9 protein-coding genes are annotated in these 15,823 nt (G+C 57.0%); 6 read left to right on the top strand and 3 right to left on the bottom strand.

What is annotated here, in order from left to right; all coding sequences use genetic code 11:
* Nucleotides 1–7,629 (bottom strand): type I polyketide synthase, encoded by a 7,629-nt coding sequence (locus BM205_RS16340; RefSeq protein WP_092415933.1) that lies wholly within the window; start codon nt 7,627–7,629, stop codon nt 1–3.
* A gap of 613 nt (nt 7,630–8,242) precedes the next feature.
* Here BM205_RS16340 and queE point away from each other — a divergent pair.
* From queE to ldcA, 4 genes are all read left to right on the top strand, one after another.
* Nucleotides 8,243–8,878 (top strand): 7-carboxy-7-deazaguanine synthase, encoded by a 636-nt coding sequence (queE, locus tag BM205_RS16335; RefSeq protein WP_092415932.1) that lies wholly within the window; start codon nt 8,243–8,245, stop codon nt 8,876–8,878.
* 27 nt (nt 8,879–8,905) lie between these two features.
* On the top strand, nt 8,906–9,355 hold the full coding sequence (gene queD, locus BM205_RS16330; protein WP_014005360.1) for a 6-carboxytetrahydropterin synthase QueD: 450 nt from the start codon (nt 8,906–8,908) through the stop codon (nt 9,353–9,355).
* Nucleotides 9,356–9,418: 63 nt separating this feature from the next.
* Nucleotides 9,419–9,886, top strand: coding sequence for a tRNA adenosine(34) deaminase TadA (gene tadA, locus BM205_RS16325; protein ID WP_092415931.1), 468 nt, complete (start codon nt 9,419–9,421; stop codon nt 9,884–9,886).
* The gene (gene ldcA, locus BM205_RS16320; RefSeq protein ID WP_371326502.1) at nt 9,880–10,827 is read left to right on the top strand and encodes a muramoyltetrapeptide carboxypeptidase; all 948 of its coding nucleotides are present in this window, start codon (nt 9,880–9,882) and stop codon (nt 10,825–10,827) included. Before tadA ends, ldcA begins: the two co-directional genes overlap by 7 nt.
* 196 nt (nt 10,828–11,023) lie before the next feature.
* Here ldcA and BM205_RS16315 read toward each other — a convergent pair whose 3' ends face one another.
* A complete protein-coding gene (locus BM205_RS16315; protein WP_092415929.1) occupies nt 11,024–11,884 on the bottom strand; it encodes a LysR family transcriptional regulator in 861 nt (286 codons plus the stop codon).
* Nucleotides 11,885–12,165: 281 nt separating this feature from the next.
* Nucleotides 12,166–12,909, bottom strand: a complete 744-nt coding sequence (locus tag BM205_RS16310; RefSeq protein ID WP_175511294.1) for a 5'/3'-nucleotidase SurE — start codon at nt 12,907–12,909, stop codon at nt 12,166–12,168.
* Here BM205_RS16310 and dmpG point away from each other — a divergent pair.
* Together dmpG and BM205_RS16300 are read left to right on the top strand one after the other, a co-directional pair.
* Nucleotides 12,908–13,903 (top strand): 4-hydroxy-2-oxovalerate aldolase, encoded by a 996-nt coding sequence (gene dmpG / locus BM205_RS16305; protein ID WP_092415927.1) that lies wholly within the window; start codon nt 12,908–12,910, stop codon nt 13,901–13,903. The two genes, BM205_RS16310 and dmpG, sit on opposite strands and share 2 nt — an antisense overlap.
* Before the next feature lie 272 nt (nt 13,904–14,175).
* On the top strand, nt 14,176–15,777 hold the full coding sequence (locus BM205_RS16300) for an ABC-F family ATPase (protein WP_092415926.1): 1,602 nt from the start codon (nt 14,176–14,178) through the stop codon (nt 15,775–15,777).
* The last annotated feature ends 46 nt before the right edge of the window (nt 15,778–15,823 follow it).

Genomic DNA, 15,823 nt, shown 5'->3' with positions numbered 1-15,823 from the left:
TTAGCGGATCATCCGGTTATTTGCGGCGTTACCCGAAGACTGGATATCCTCGGCCAGGGTTGCAAGAGATTCAGCAGACATCTCGGAGCCATGCTGAGAAGCGAGCTGTGTTGCCTGCGCCAGAATCTCTTTCTCGTCTGACGCTGCTTCCACTTCATTATTGCTTTTCAATTGTTCGATGATCCGCTCGGCCAGTTTGACGATGGTGGGGCTTTGGCTCAATGCCATGACCGGCAACCGGATGCCGAAGCGCGACTCGAGCGCAACCACCAGTTCGACTCCCATGAGGGAGTCCAGGCCCATATCGTAAATTGAACGGGTCGGATCGATCTTGTCCGGAGAAACCCGGAGGATTTCACCCACTTCGCTCTTGAGCATGTCGGTCAAGGCTGCCAGCATGTCTGCGTCCGATAGTTCCGAGAGCGCGCGTTGAATGTCGTCGGAATTATCCTCGTCGCCATCGCTGTCGCCAGCGTGCCGCGCAAGTTCGCTGAACTTGGGGCTGGATGCGCTGGGCAGGAAGCGGGACAGCGCTTTCCAGTCGAGTTCCATGACACCGAGACCAGAGCGATCTGCAATCAACATGCTTTCCAATGCGTCCAGGGCGATCGCGGAATTAAGCGCCGATCCACCCATGCGGCTTTGCAGGGCATCCTTGATTTTTTCATTGCGCGCCAGGAAGCCGACATCGTCAATCGCACCCCAGCGCACGCTGGTGGCGGCCAGTCCGTTGGCCCGGCGGTGCTTCGCCAAGGCTTCCAGGCTGGCGTTTGCGGCTACATAATTGCCTTGGCCGGGATTGCCGAACAAGGTGGTGGCCGATGAGAAGAGCACGAAGAAATCTAGCGTTATGCCGAGCGTCATTTCATGCAGGTGGCACGCTCCCAGCACTTTGGGTGCGAGCACGCTGCGAATCTGATCCGCATCCATGCTGCGTATCAGTCCGTCATTGATAACGGTAGCGGCATGCACGATACCCTTGAGAGGCGGCAGTGTCTTGCTTACTTCTGCCAGCAGGGCGGCAACGGCTTCTTTATCGGTAATGTCGCAGGAAGCGGCATGAACCTTGACGCCTTGCTTTTCCAGCCGGGCAATCGCGTCCTGGGCCGCAACCGAGGACGGGCCGCTGCGGCTGATCAAGATCAGATGGCGAGCCCCTTTACTGGCGAGCCATTCGGCGGTTCTCAGGCCGAAACCGCCCAGGCCTCCGGTCACCAGATAGGAGCCATCGGTGGCAAGTTCCAGCTGTTTTTGCGTAGCTGGAGCCGGCGTATGAACGCGGTTGATACCGTTGCGATAGGTGACGACGATTTTGCCAATCTGCCGCGCCTGCTGCATGTAGCGGAAGGCGTCGACAATATCTTCGGCTTCGAATACGTGGTACGGCAAAGGATGGAGTACACCTTCGGTAAACAGCGCCATCACTTCGGCAAACAGGCTGCGAGTGAGATCCGGACGTGCTTGCATCAACTGGTCGGCATCGATACCGAAGTAGCTGATGTTGTTGCGGAACGGGCGCAGGCCGATCTTGGTATTTTCGTAGAAATCCCGCTTGCCGAGTTCCAGGAACCGGCCGAACGGCTTCAGCACGCGGAAGTTGCGGTTGATGGCTTCGCCGGCGAGGGAGTTGAGCACGACATCGACGCCTTTGCCGCCAGTCTGGGCCAGGATTTCGTCGGCAAAAGCCAGTGAGCGGGAGTCGTAGATATGATCGACACCGAGTTGTCGCAGGAAGTCGCGTTTTTCGTCCGAACCTGCTGTTACGTAGATTTCGGCGCCGATCCATTTGGCCAGCTGGATGGCGGCAATACCCACGCCGCCTGCTGCACCGTGGATAAGGACCTTTTCCCCGGGCTGCAGTCGCGCCAGATGGTGCAGGGCGTAATAGACCGTGAAAAAGGTGCTTGGAATGGTCGCTGCAGCTTCGAAGGAAATCTCGGACGGGATGTGCGAGACGGCACTGGCCTGGGTGATTACCCGATTGCCAAAACTGGATGGCCCGAAGCCGACAACCAGATCTCCCGGCGCGAATCCGGACGCCTTGTTGCCGACGCTACGCACGATGCCGGAAAATTCCAGGCCTAGTGTCGGGCCGGCAAAGCCGTTTTCGATGGCTTCGTCGGAAAGCATGCCAAGGGCGTACATGACGTCGCGGAAATTAAGGCCGGTGGCGTGGACCTCGACTTCGATTTCATCGCCGGCGGGCACACTGCGCGGATGGGTTTCCCAACGCAGGTTGCGCAGCTGGCCAGGGAGCTGGAAGGCAAGGCGTATGGTTGGATCTTCAATTTCCAGGTGTTCTTGCGGCCGCGGCTCAAGTCGCAGGCGTGGCGCATAACGTGCGCCTTGTCTGGTCAGGATGATTTCCTGTTCCTGGTCCGGTTGCTCGAACTCCTTGTCCAGCGCTGTGACCACGGCTTCGCTCGCCAGAGGATCTTCCAGATCGATCAGGCGTATGGCGCAGTTGGTGGTTTCGTTAATCAAGGTTCGGCCGAATCCCCATAGCGCTGCATCGACCGGGATGGGGGCCGCGACAGGGGAGTCGGCAAAGCCGCGACCGGGTAGCAGGTAAGTTGCAACGCCGCTGGTGATCAGCCAGCAAGTAGTGTTTGTCGAGGTTGTTTCGCAAGCCTGGATGATGCTGGCGGCGATGGCGCATCGCGCCACCTGCTGCTCCAGGACGGCTTCGGTTTCGGCTGGTTGGAAAGCGAGACCGGCCAGATGCACGATGCCGTCGAGCTTGCCGTAGCTGGCGGTGGTATCTCGCAGCAGCGACGCGATGTGAACGGTATCGCCAGGGCCGGCTTGCACCACGAGATCGCCCCGTTCTTGCAATTTTTTGGCCAGGTGATCGGAAAGTTGCGCCGAATTTTCCTCCGGGTCTGCCAGCAGTACCCAGCTACGTGGCTTCGCCTGGCGGGGTGAGGCCGGCGACAGGGCGGCACGTGCCGGCTTGGCCAGCAACAAGTAAGGGCCGGAGAATGTGTCCGGCGACAGTTCAAAGGTGTCGGGACTGGAGAAGCCGAGTTGTTGCAGCTGTTGTTGCCAGAACAGGACCGACCGCTGATTCGATAGCGATGATCCGCTTTCCGATGGCAGCCAGTTTTTGCGTTGTGCACCAAAAACAAAATCGACCCAGCGCGATGGGTGTTGTCCCAATACGATGAGAGAACCGCCGGGCGCGAGACACGCGCCGGCGTACGCCAATGCTCTCGTTGCTTCCTCTAGCATGTTGAAGTCGAGCGTGACAATCGCTATCTGGCAGGTGGCGACGACCGGATGCTCCGGCGTGGCGCCAATCAGGCGGGTATCGATGCCGGGGAAACGTTCCTTGAATTGGGCAGCATCCTCCAACGTGGCGGCAGAGGTGCTGGCAAAAACATAATCGCAACAATTGAAATCCATGGAGATGCACGCATCCATGGCAAATGAAGGTGATCCTTCACTGATTTCCACGATGCCCAGGCGTTGGCCTTCAGGCAGCTGGTGCATTCCCTGAGTAATCAAATCGCGCAGGGCTTCGCCGATTTTTTGCTTGCCGCCAGCGCCGAGCACCTGGCGTGTCAGTGTTACCAGCGATGACTCCTGCGGGCATATCTGGGCCAGCGTCAGGCTTCCGCTCAGGAGCGACTGGAGGTGTATCCCGATGCGCCCCACCGAGTGCACGATCTGGAAATAGTCAGGGTAATCCGCTACCAGGCTGTTCCAGATGTCCTGGGCTGAAGCAGGTTCGTCCTGGTCCGGCAGAATCGTCCAGCCATCCTGGGTGGACGCAATCGATTGATCGTCCACGGCCAGCGAGAGCAAGTGCGCAAGGAACGGTGCAATTTCCGGGGTAGCGGTCTGCAAGGCTTGAATTTCCGCGGCGGATATTTTTGCACCGTCTGCCGACAGCTGTTGTAGTGCTTGCCGGGTAAATTGACTGCACAGGCTATCCAGCAAGGGATCCACCTCCTCCGAGTAGCGACGATGAGATCCCTTTAGCGCTGCGCGTCTTGCCAGCTCGGCAATCGCCGTCTGCACGCTGTCGAAGGCGATAGCCGAACTGGCGTCAGAGGTAGATGCGAGAGGTTTCGGCATGCCGTGGTAATCGAGAAAGCGCAGGTGATCCGCCGCGTTCTTGCTCAGGCGGACGCTGCGGAACCGGACTTCCTTGATGACGGCGATGACTACGCCGTCGGTATCGAAAACGGTAAATTCCGCAGTCAGTGCGTGTGCCGTTCGCCGCAGCAGCGTGGCGCGGGCGATACCGGGTTTGGCTTTGCTGGCGCGGAAGGCGATTCGTCCCATTTTGGTAGGGATGAAGGTGACGCCGTCGTGACTGCCTAAATCTTCTTTCAGCAACTGGATGATTAACTGGAAAGTGCAATCCAGGAAAGCCGGGTGCAGGTGAGCATGCGCCAGTTCGGACTCGATACTTTCCGGTATCTTGAAGACGGCCAGTGCAGAACCGTTTTCTACCCAGCCGTGATCGATGCACTGGAAAGCAGGGCCATAAGCGAGGCCCGCTGCCTTGGTAAGTGCCTCGTGGCTGGCGGCATTGAAATCGGGCCGGCGTGTGGGCAGCGCAGGGCTGTCCTGATGCAGCAGAATGGTGCGAGGTTCGCGCAGAATGCGGCCCACGGCGTGCAGGACCCAGGGTTCTGTGCCGGCGTGTTCCTTACCCTTGATCGTCAAGCCGCCGTCCTGGGCCTCGATGCTCAAGCGGACCAGTTTTGAGTGGCTATCGCTCAGAAGCAGCGGCGAGCGGATTTCAAGTTCCTCGATTTCGACCAGGTCGCCGGGGTGCCAGGCCAAGGCGGCTGCAAGGGCAAGCTCGGAAAAGCCTGTGCCTGGAAATATGGTGGCATCGCCAACCACATGATCGGCAAGCATCGGGTTGAGTTTTGTGTCGAGCTGGTTTTCCCAGGTCAGTTCATGTTGTTGGAGCGGGTAACCCAGCAGAGGATGGATTTTGCGCCGATCGAGCAAGCCGATCGATCCCGGTGTCACCGGATGCCAGTGGCGCTCGCGCTGCCACGCGTAGTTCGGTAGCTGGACAAAACCGCCGGCCCATGAGAACTCTTGCTCCCAGTCGACGCTGGCGCCAGCGATCACGGCCTGGCCGCACGCTGCCCAAACCCGTTGCGGAGCATCGTCATCTTTGACAACGGTGGAAATGACACGCCCCTCTGTCGCTGTATCTTTCAGACAGTCATTGATGTAGCCGCGTAAAACGGCATTGGGACCGATTTCAATGAAAATGTTGGCGCCGTCGTCCAGCATGCCCTTGATCGCTTGTTCGAACAACACGGGGTAACGGATGTTCTGCCACCAGTATTCGGCGCCGAGTTCGGTTCCGTCCAGCTGCGCGCCGGTGACGGTCGAATAGAAGGGGATGAGCGTTGCGCCGGGTTGCAGCTCTGCCAGAGTCTCCCGGACGCCAGCTTCAATCCCGTCCATGGCAGGACTGTGGAATGCATAGTCAAGATCAAGCCGTTTATTGACGATGTCGCGCTGGTGTAATGCTGATTCAAGGCGGCTAAGCAATTCCGAGCTGCCGGCGATGGTCACGCCGCGCGAGCTATTGACGCCGGCAATGGCTAGTGACGACCCGAGCTCCATTTCGTCGAGCAAATCACGCGCGGCTTCTTGCCCTACTCTGGCGGCGGTCATTTCTCCGTTACCTTTAGTCGTTCCTTGTAGCCGGCTACGGTGGTATATGACCGTTACCGCAGCTTCCAGCGACAATGCGCCGGATGCCCATGCGGCAGCTACTTCGCCTACGCTATGTCCAGCTACGGCAACAGGTGCGATGCCACGGTGGCGCAGCATTTGCGTAATCCCGACTTGCAGCGCGAATAATGCAGGTTGCGCGATTTCCGTGTATGCGTAGCGGCCTTCACCGTTCTTGCCGGCTAGTTCGTCTTCCAGCGAGAAATCGGCATGACGCTGGAAAAATGCATCGACCTCACGGACTGATGCTCTGAACAGCGGCTCTTCCTCCAGCAATCGTTTGCCCATTCCAAACCACTGAGAGCCATTTCCCGAGTAGATGAAGGCTGGGCCGGAAGGCTTTTCCAAGGCGCTGCCAGAGATCACGGAGGATGCTCCAGGCGCATCGCCGGCAAAATTGAGGAGCGCTTCGGCGACGGTTTCGGGCGTGTTGCCATACACGATGGCGCAGTGTTCAAGACGCTCACGTCCGAAAACGGTGTTGTAGGCGATATCGTAAAACGCGGACTCAGGTTGTTCGCTCAGAAACGCAGAAAACTCGCGTGCCGCCGCTTTCAGTGCAATATTTTCTTTTGCAGAAACCATGATCGGCAGCAGCGTGCGGTTAAGCAGTCTCGGCGACTTTGGTTCTGCTGGTTCAGGACTTTCAAGAATGACGTGCGCGTTGGCGCCGCCGAAGCCGAAGGAATTGATCCCTATAACGAGTTTGCCAGTCTTTTTAAGTTGCCTGGTTTCGGTCACGACCTCAAGGTTCCAGTCATCGAAATGGATGTTCGGATTAGGCGTCTTGATGCCGATAGTCGCCGGCACCACCCGATGCTGGATGCAGTGCAGTGCCTTTACCAGCCCCGCCACGCCCGAAGCGGCTTCGAGATGTCCGAGATTGCTCTTCACCGAACCGATGAGGAGAGGGGTATCTTTGGCGCGGTGCTTACCTAGTGCGTCGCCAATCGCTCGCGCTTCAATCGGATCGCCGACGACTGTGCCGGTACCGTGCGCTTCAAGGTAATCGATGGTCGATGGATCAATGCCGGCCTGGAGGTAAGCTTGCTCCAGCAGGGCCGCCTGGACCTTCGGGTTCGGCACTGTCAGGCCGGATTTGCGGCCATCTGTATTGATTGCTGAATTTGCAACAATAGCCAGGATCGGATTGCCATCGGCTACGGCTTGATCGTAATCTTTAAGGAAAAAAATTCCCCCGCCTTCAGAGCGCACGTAACCATCGCCGGCTGCGTCGAAAACATTGCATCGGCCACGCCGGGAAAGCATGGATGCCTTGGAAAAGGTAATGAAACCGTAGGGGTGCAGATGCAGGCTGACGCCGCCTGTAATCGCCTGCGTGCTCTCGCCCGAGAGGATCGAGCGGCATGCCTGGTGAAACGCCACCATGGACGACGAGCAGGCGGTATCGATCGCCATGCTAGGGCCGCACAGGTCAAGGACGTAAGAGATACGGTTGGCGGCAATGCTCGCGGTATTGCCGGTGGCCACCGACGAGTCGACGGCGGCGAGATCGTCAGCCAGCCGATAGGAGTAGTCGGTGCTGGCGATGCCGATAAAGACGCCGCACTGGCTGCCACGAATTGTCGATGGCTTGATCCCGGAGTTTTCCAGCGCTTCCCAGCTCATTTCAAGCAGCAATCTTTGCTGTGGATCCATCAGGGCGGCTTCCCGTGGGGAAATGCCGAAGAATCCCGCATCGAACGTTGAAATGTCTCCGATCGAGCCTGCGGCGAACGTATAGCTGGTTCCGGGGTGATTTTTGTTCGGATGACGGAACGTGTCCTGCGCCCATCGTTCTGGATCGACTTCTGTCACCAGGTCGCGTCCGTCAAGCAAGTCTTGCCAATACTGGCTGAGATTTGTGCCTGGGAATCTGAACGAAAACCCGGTGATTGCAACACGTTTTGACATTTTTCTTGAATTCTCTAATCGTAATACCATTTTCGTGCGGACTAAGATCCGCTTGTCCCGGAAGACAGTGTCCATTCGTTCCCAGAGATTTTCGCCACCGATAATCTTCTGTTTTTCTTCGCAAACACGCGCTAATCGGAGTCGATGCGAATTGTGCTTAGGCTGCGTGAGAATTGTTATGTAGGAGGTTTCACATTGTACTATGCGAGAGGGAAGGAGATATCCGCTTTGCAATATTTCACATTGTTAACATATTAAGACACATGTTGTTACATTTTAATTGATATTAATTGTTATATCTTAATTTGTGCATCTCGAATCTGGTTTCTTTACCTTCAGCGGGCCGGTCTGTCCGTATTTCGCGGGAATGGCCGTTCTACGTTAAAATGGCGGGTTAGGTCGCATCTGCGCATTATTTAATATGTGAGGCAGAAACGCGGTTTTCCCGCAAATCGACCTATCTCCCACACCAGTAACAGCCTTCGTTTTTGATAGTGAAAATGACGGAAAACTGCGAGTATTGACCGTATCAGGCCGGGTTTGCGGCGAATTGGCGCGATGTTGCGCTGTTATTGCACCGTCCCCGGCTGATGAAAAATATGCGAGAAGCACCGTGACCTATAGCATCAAGGAAATTTTCTACACGCTGCAAGGCGAAGGCACCCATGCCGGCCGCCCTGCGGTGTTTTGCCGCTTCAGCGGTTGCAATTTGTGGACCGGCCGCGAAGAAGACCGCAGCACGGCGGTCTGCCAGTTCTGCGATACCGATTTTGTCGGTACCGACGGCGAGGGCGGCGGCAAGTTCAAGGATAGCGAATCGCTCGCCGGCACCATCAATGCGCTCTGGCCGGAGACTTACGCCGCCAGCAAATTCGTGGTGTTCACCGGTGGCGAGCCGCTGCTGCAACTGGATGCTGCGCTGATCGACAGCATGCACGCGGCCGGTTTTGAAATCGCGATCGAAACCAACGGCACGTTGCTACCGCCGCCGGGTATAGACTGGATTTGTGTCAGTCCGAAGATGGGTTCGGTATTGAAGCTGCGCAAGGGTAATGAGTTGAAAGTGGTGATTCCGCAAATCGGCCAATCGCTGGCGGCATACGAATCGCTTGATTTCGAACATTTCTATGTACAGGCCATGGATGGCCCGCAACTGGCGCACAATCTGGAGTTGGCGATTGAGACTTGCAAGCGCAACCCGAAATGGAAGCTGAGCTTGCAGACCCACAAGCTGCTGCAGATTCCCTGAACAGATTTTATAAAGAACCGATTACCTATGCTTACCATCACCCGCAAACTGGAATTCGACGCCGGACACCGGATTCCCGATCACAAGAGCCAGTGTCGCAACCTGCACGGCCATCGCTATACGCTGGAAATTACCCTGGTTGGCGCGGTGATTGAAGTCGAAGGTAGCTCCGACAACGGCATGATCATGGATTTCTCCGACATCAAGACGCTGGCGAAACAGCATCTGGTCGATGTCTGGGATCACGCTTTCCTGGTCTACGAAAAAGACACGGCAGTGCGCGATTTCCTGGCGACCCTGCCGGATCACAAGACCGTCATCATCGATCGCATCCCGACCGTCGAAAACCTGGCGCGCACCGCCTACGATATTCTCAAGGCGGCTTACAAGGACCACTACGGCACCGGTTTGCATCTGCAAAAGCTGGTGCTGCACGAAACGCCCAATTGCTGGGCCGAGATTTCCGAAGACCGTTGATAGCGTTGCTTATTTCGTTGCGTATTTCGTTGCTTATTCCGCTGCTTATCTTGTTATCTGCCTATGCGTGACGCCATTTATATGCAACAAGCCATTTCCCAGGCCCGCAATGCCTGGGCCTTGGGAGAAGTGCCGGTAGGTGCGCTGGTCGTCAAAGACGGACAGATCATCGCTACCGGTTTCAATCAGCCGATCGGCAATCACGATCCCACTGCACATGCTGAGATCATGGCGCTGCGTGCAGCCGCCACCATTCTCGGCAATTACCGTTTGCCCGGTTGTGAAATGTACGTCACCCTGGAACCATGCGCGATGTGCGCCGGCGCCATGATGCACGCCCGCCTGGCGCGCGTGGTGTACGGCGCCAGCGACCCCAAGACCGGCGCCTGCGGCTCCGTGCTCAATCTGTTCGAGCAGGAAAAATTGAATCACCACACCGAGTTGACCGCTGGCGTGCTGGCTGATGAATGTGGCACACTACTCAAAGAATTTTTCGCTGAACGCAGGCAAGCTCAACAAAAACAATCGTGACTGAAACTACCCAAGCTCCGCAAGCCCACTCCAGACAAACCATCGGCGTGGCACTGATCGCACCTGGCGGCTACGCCCCCGACGAAGCAGCGCTGGCGCGTGGCATCCAGGCATTGCAGAGCCAGGGTTGCGTGGTCTATGACTATTACGATCCGGCCGCAAAACACCAGCGCTTCGGCGGCACCGAAATAGCGCGGGTAGGGCAGATCTACGAAGCGATCGATAATCCGCAAGTGCAGATCGTGCTGGCGATACGCGGCAGCTACGGCATGTCGCGTTTGTTACCGCTGCTGGACCTGCGCCGCCTGGCCGCCAGCAAGAAGATATTTGTCGGCCATAGCGATGTCACTGCGCTACAGCTGGCTTTGCTAGCCCAGACCGGAGCCCCGAGTCTTGCCGGTCCCATGCTGTGCAGCGATTTCGGCAGCGCCGAGTTAAGCGAATTCACGATGTCGCACTTTTGGCAATGCCTGCGGCAGCCAAAGCAGGTGCTGCAAATCAGCGCCGCCAACAATCCCGTCGTCAAAGTCAGCGGCACGCTATGGGGCGGCAACCTGGCAATGCTGAACCACCTGATCGGCACTCCCTACTTGCCGCAAATTGAAGACGGCATCCTGTTCCTGGAAGACATCGGCGAGCATCCATACCGCATCGAGCGCATGCTACTGCAATTGCAATACGCCGGCATCCTCGGACGGCAGCAAGCGATCGTGCTAGGCGATTTTTCCGAGTACCGCCTGGGCGAGCACGACAACGGCTACGACTTCAACGCCATGCTAGCCTACCTGCGCGCCCATATCCCGGTACCAATCCTGACCGGCCTGCCATTCGGCCACATTCGCGACAAAGTAACGCTACAGGTCGGCGCCCAAGCACAATTGCAATCAGACGCAAACAGCTACCAGCTAACCATCCAAAACCCGCTAACCCTGTCATCCTGACGCTAGATCACCTAATCAATTCGACTCTGACCCTAATTGATTCCAGCTAACCATCCAAAACCCGCTAACCCTGTCATCCTGACGCCAGATCACCTAATCAATTCGACTCTGACCCTAATTGATTTTCAAAACAATTAGGGTCAGAGTCGAATTATTTTGGAATCAATTGGGGTCAGAGTCGAATTGATTTTGGGGATTACTGCTTGGCGGTTTGGAGTAGCCACTCTCTGAAGGCTTGCATTGCGGGGGTGACTTGTTTTGATTTGAGGCGGGTTAGCCAGTAGCTGCCGCTGGCTATCTCGATGTCGAACGGGCGTGTCAGGCGGCCGTGTTGCAGTTCGCGGGTGAACATGCGGGCTGGCAGCAGGGCTACGCCGGCACCTTGTGCTGCTGCTTCGGCCATGGTGAGCGATGAATCGAATACGGTGCCTCTGAGCAAAGGGCAGGGCAAGTCTGCTGCCGCGAACCAGGTGGCCCATTCGTCGGTCCGGTAGGAGCGTAGTAATACTTGCCTGGCGAGATCGCCTGGATCGCGCAGGAATGATGCTATTGCCGGCGAGCACATTGGCGACAGTGGCGCCGCCGCCAGTGCTTCGGCTTCGGTTGCATGCCAGGCACCGTCACCGAAGCGAATCGCGTAGTCGAGGCCTTCACCGGCGATATCGACGCGGTTATTATTGGTGAACAGGCGGAAATCGACGAATGGGTAGGCTTGCTGGAAATCGCGCAGGCGCGGGATTAGCCAGCCGACGGCAAATGTGCCGACAGCGCCTACGGTCAACACTTCGCGCGAGCGGCCATCGCCGAATTGTTCCAGGACTGAACCGATGCGGCTGAAAGATTCCGCCAGCACCGGCAGCAGGGCGATGCCTTCGGCGGTCAGCGCCAGCCCGCGTGGCAACCGACGAAACAGCTGTACGCCCATTCTCTCCTCAAGGTTCTTCACCTGTTGGCTGATCGCGGCTTGCGTGACATTCAGCTCGGATGCAGCGCGGGTGAAACTAAGGAAACGTGCCGAGACTTCGAAAGCGCGCAGTGCGTTTAAAGGAAGATGCATGTGACTCTCCAGGTGACATAGTTTTTCTTATGTCTTAGCTTGGATATTGTAGCTTGAAAGACAAGCTTGATGACGTTATCGTGACTGACAGGGAACCAGGCAGCATCCACCACGGGCGATGCTGCGCTGGCGGAAATAGGCGTCTGGCGGTATCTCTGGTGAACTGGAAACTGGCGCGCTAAGGCTATTCGGAGGGATGTTCGGGGGATTGGCCGATATCGCTTTCAGGCTTAGACTGAAGCGCGATATCGGCGATGCAACAATGACCTGCCAGACAGAGTCTACCGGGCAAAATTGATCAGTTTGGCGCGCATTATTGCTTCTTGAGCGTGTGTACCCTGCGGTGTTCCCTGCATCACCGAAATAGCGATCGCACCGGAGTTGACGACATTTTGTTCCGAATCAGGATTGGTGTCCGGGACGTACTTCAGTCCGGCCGGCACCGGCCCTTGATTAAGCACCAGCGTCACGCCAGGATAAGCGGGAACGCCGTGCGGAAAGGCCTGCGCCAGATACGATTTGGCCAGCGGGTCGGTCGACAGATCCTCTACGAAATAGGGCAGGGCGACAGTAGCCAGGCCGATCTTGCTGAGTTTGACCGGCAATGCCGCCGCAGCGCCTTTGGCGAATTTCGGCAGGTTGACATTCAAACCGACTCCCTGCGGCAGCAAGGTACCGCCGGCTACGGCTTTGCGCTGCTGCAACGCCTTCACCAGCCGGACCACCACATCCGCCACTTCGTATTCCGGATCGCCTGCCGCCAGCTTATTGAACGGTTTATAGGTTTGCGGCAGTTCTGCACTGACGGCGATTGCCGGAATGCCGCGATTGATCGCAATCAGGGCAGCATTGACGGTACCGGAATTATTATCGATGAGGCCGGTATTGTTGCCGTAGTTGGGGCCGGAAATGACGAGATCGGGCGCTTGCCTGAACACCTGCTTAGAGGTGATGTCGATGCCGTACAAGGTTGCCGCGACCGGTGTGCTGTTGACATAGTAGGCATATGTAGTGGTGCATGACATGTCGCTGCGTGACGGCATGCACCCGAAACGTCATCAGATCTCGCTGCAGCAAATGCAAAGTATTGCTGCCGGACTGGATGAAGCCGGCGTGCCGCTGATCGAAGTTACTCACGGCGATGGCCTGGGCGGTGCTTCGGTCAATTATGGTTTTCCTGCGCATAGCGACGAGGAATATCTGCGTGGCGTGATTCCGTTATTAAAGAAGGCCAAGGCTTCAGCGCTGTTGATCCCGGGCATCGGCACCGTCGACCATTTGCACATGGCGCATGAATGCGGGGTCGGTACTATCCGCGTCGCTACCCATTGCACCGAGGCCGATGTCTCGGAACAGCATATCGGGCTATCGCGCAAACTCGGGCTGGATACGGTGGGTTTCCTGATGATGGCGCATATGACGGAGCCGGCGAAGTTGCTGGAGCAGGCGCGGTTGATGGAATCGTATGGCGCCAATTGCATCTACGCCACCGATTCGGCCGGCTACATGTTGCCGGAACATGTGCGCGCCTGTATCGGCCTGCTGCGTGAAAAACTTAAACCTGAAACCGAAATCGGCTTTCATGGCCATCACAACCTGGCGATGGGCGTTGCCAATTCAGTGGTTGCGGTGGAGTATGGCGCACGCCGCATCGATGCCGCCGCCGCTGGACTGGGAGCGGGGGCCGGCAATACGCCGATGGAAGTGTTCGTCGCAGTGTGCGAGCGCATGGGGATCGAGACGGGCGTCGATGTGTTCAAGATTTCCGACGTTGCCGAAGACCTGGTGGTGCCGATCATGGATCATCCGATCCGGATCGACCGCGATGCCTTGACGCTGGGGTATGCCGGCGTCTATTCCTCTTTCCTGCTGTTTGCCAAGCGCGCCAGCGCCAAGTATGGCATTCCGGCACGCGACATATTGGTAGAGCTGGGCCGGCGGCGGATGGTTGGCGGTCAGGAGGACATGATTGAAGATACCGCGTTGACCATGGCGCGTGAGCGCCAATCGGCTCAGTAACAGGAATCTGCACAAGCATTTCCAAATGGAAATATTTGGAAATGTTTTAGTTTTTACATCAAAACCGGCGGATCGTTCCGCCGGTTTTCTTTTTTATCTGGTAACAGATGTTCAAAACGCTCTGATCTTGACCTGTACAGTACCGATTTCGTGGGAAACAGAGCGGTAAGTCGTTGTTTTTACGGTGGCCCGCAGTGCACAATTGCGGATACTGTATAATGCCGCCTCATTGTCTAACCCCATGATTCAATTAAGAAAAGAACCAGTTTAAGATGCTTTCCACCGCAAATATCACGATGCAGTTCGGCCCCAAGCCGCTGTTTGAAAACATTTCAGTCAAATTCGGCGACGGTAACCGCTACGGTTTGATCGGCGCGAACGGCTGCGGCAAGTCGACGTTCATGAAGATCCTGGGCGGCGATCTGGAGTCTTCTGCTGGCAACGTGATGCTCGATCAGCACGAGCGCCTGGGTAAATTGCGCCAGGATCAGTTTGCGTTTGAAGAAATGCGGGTACTCGACGTGGTCATGATGGGCCACACCGAAATGTGGGCAGCGATGGCCGAGCGCGATGCGATCTATGCCAATCCAGAAGCCACCGACGACGACTACATGAAGGCCGCCGACCTGGAAGCCAGGTTCGCCGAATACGATGGCTACACCGCCGAAGCGCGCGCTGGCGAACTGTTGTTGGGCGTGGGCGTCTCGATCGATCAGCATCAAGGCCCGATGAGCAGCGTCGCACCAGGCTGGAAGCTGCGCGTCTTGCTGGCGCAGGCACTGTTTTCGAATCCGGATATCCTGCTGCTCGACGAGCCGACCAATAACCTCGATATCAACACCATCCGCTGGCTGGAAGATGTGCTGAACCAGCGCAATTCGACCATGATCATCATTTCCCATGATCGCCACTTCCTGAACCAGGTATGTACCCACATGGCCGATATGGACTATGGCACGTTGAAGGTCTATCCAGGCAATTACGACGACTACATGCTGGCATCGTCGCAGGCACGTGCGCAGCAGTTGTCGGTGAATGCGAAGGCCAAGGACAAGGTCGCCGAGTTGCAGGATTTCGTGCGCCGCTTTGCTGCTAACAAATCGAAGGCACGCCAGGCTACCTCGCGCGCCAAGCAAATTGAAAAAATCAAGGTCGAGGATGTCAAGCCATCCAGCCGCGCCAATCCGTTCGTGCGTTTCGACGGCGAGAAAAAGCTGCATCGGCTGGCAGTCGAAGTGCAGGGCATCAGCAAGACTTACGACCGGCCGATCTTCAAGAATTTCAGCATCATGGTTGAAGCTGGCGAGAAAATCGCCATCATCGGCGCCAACGGCGCCGGTAAGACCACGCTGTTGCGCAGTATTGGCGGCATCGACATCGCCGGCCTGGCAGCAGACAGCGGCCTGGTGAAATGGGCGGAAAACGCCAACGTCGGCTACATGCCGCAAGATCCGACCGAAGATTTTGCAACCGACTTGACCCTCACCGACTGGATGGGACGCTGGACCCAGGAAGGCGACGACGACCAGGCTGTGCGTTCCAGCCTGGGCCGTTTGCTGTTCAGCGGCGACGACGTCAAGAAATCGGTCAAGGTATTGTCCGGTGGCGAGAAGGGCCGCATGATGTACGGCAAGCTGATGCTGGGCCGCCATAACGTGCTGCTGCTGGACGAGCCGACCAACCATATGGACATGGAGTCGATCGAATCGCTCAATATCGCGCTGGAGAAATATGCCGGTACCCTGATTTTCGTGTCGCATGACCGCGAGTTCGTGTCATCGCTGGCGACCCGGATTTTGGAAGTCAAGGAAAACGAAATAGTCGACTTCCAGGGCTCTTACGAGGATTACCTGACTAGCCAGGGAATTGAGTAAATATCAGGAGTTGCGCGCAGAAACTGCTGCGCCGTGAATCCATGAA

It is taken from the genome of Collimonas sp. OK307, from assembly GCF_900113705.1.
GTDB lineage: Bacteria > Pseudomonadota > Gammaproteobacteria > Burkholderiales > Burkholderiaceae_D > Collimonas.
Note: the sequence above shows the minus strand (reverse complement) of the source record. Positions and strands in the feature narration are given on the sequence as shown.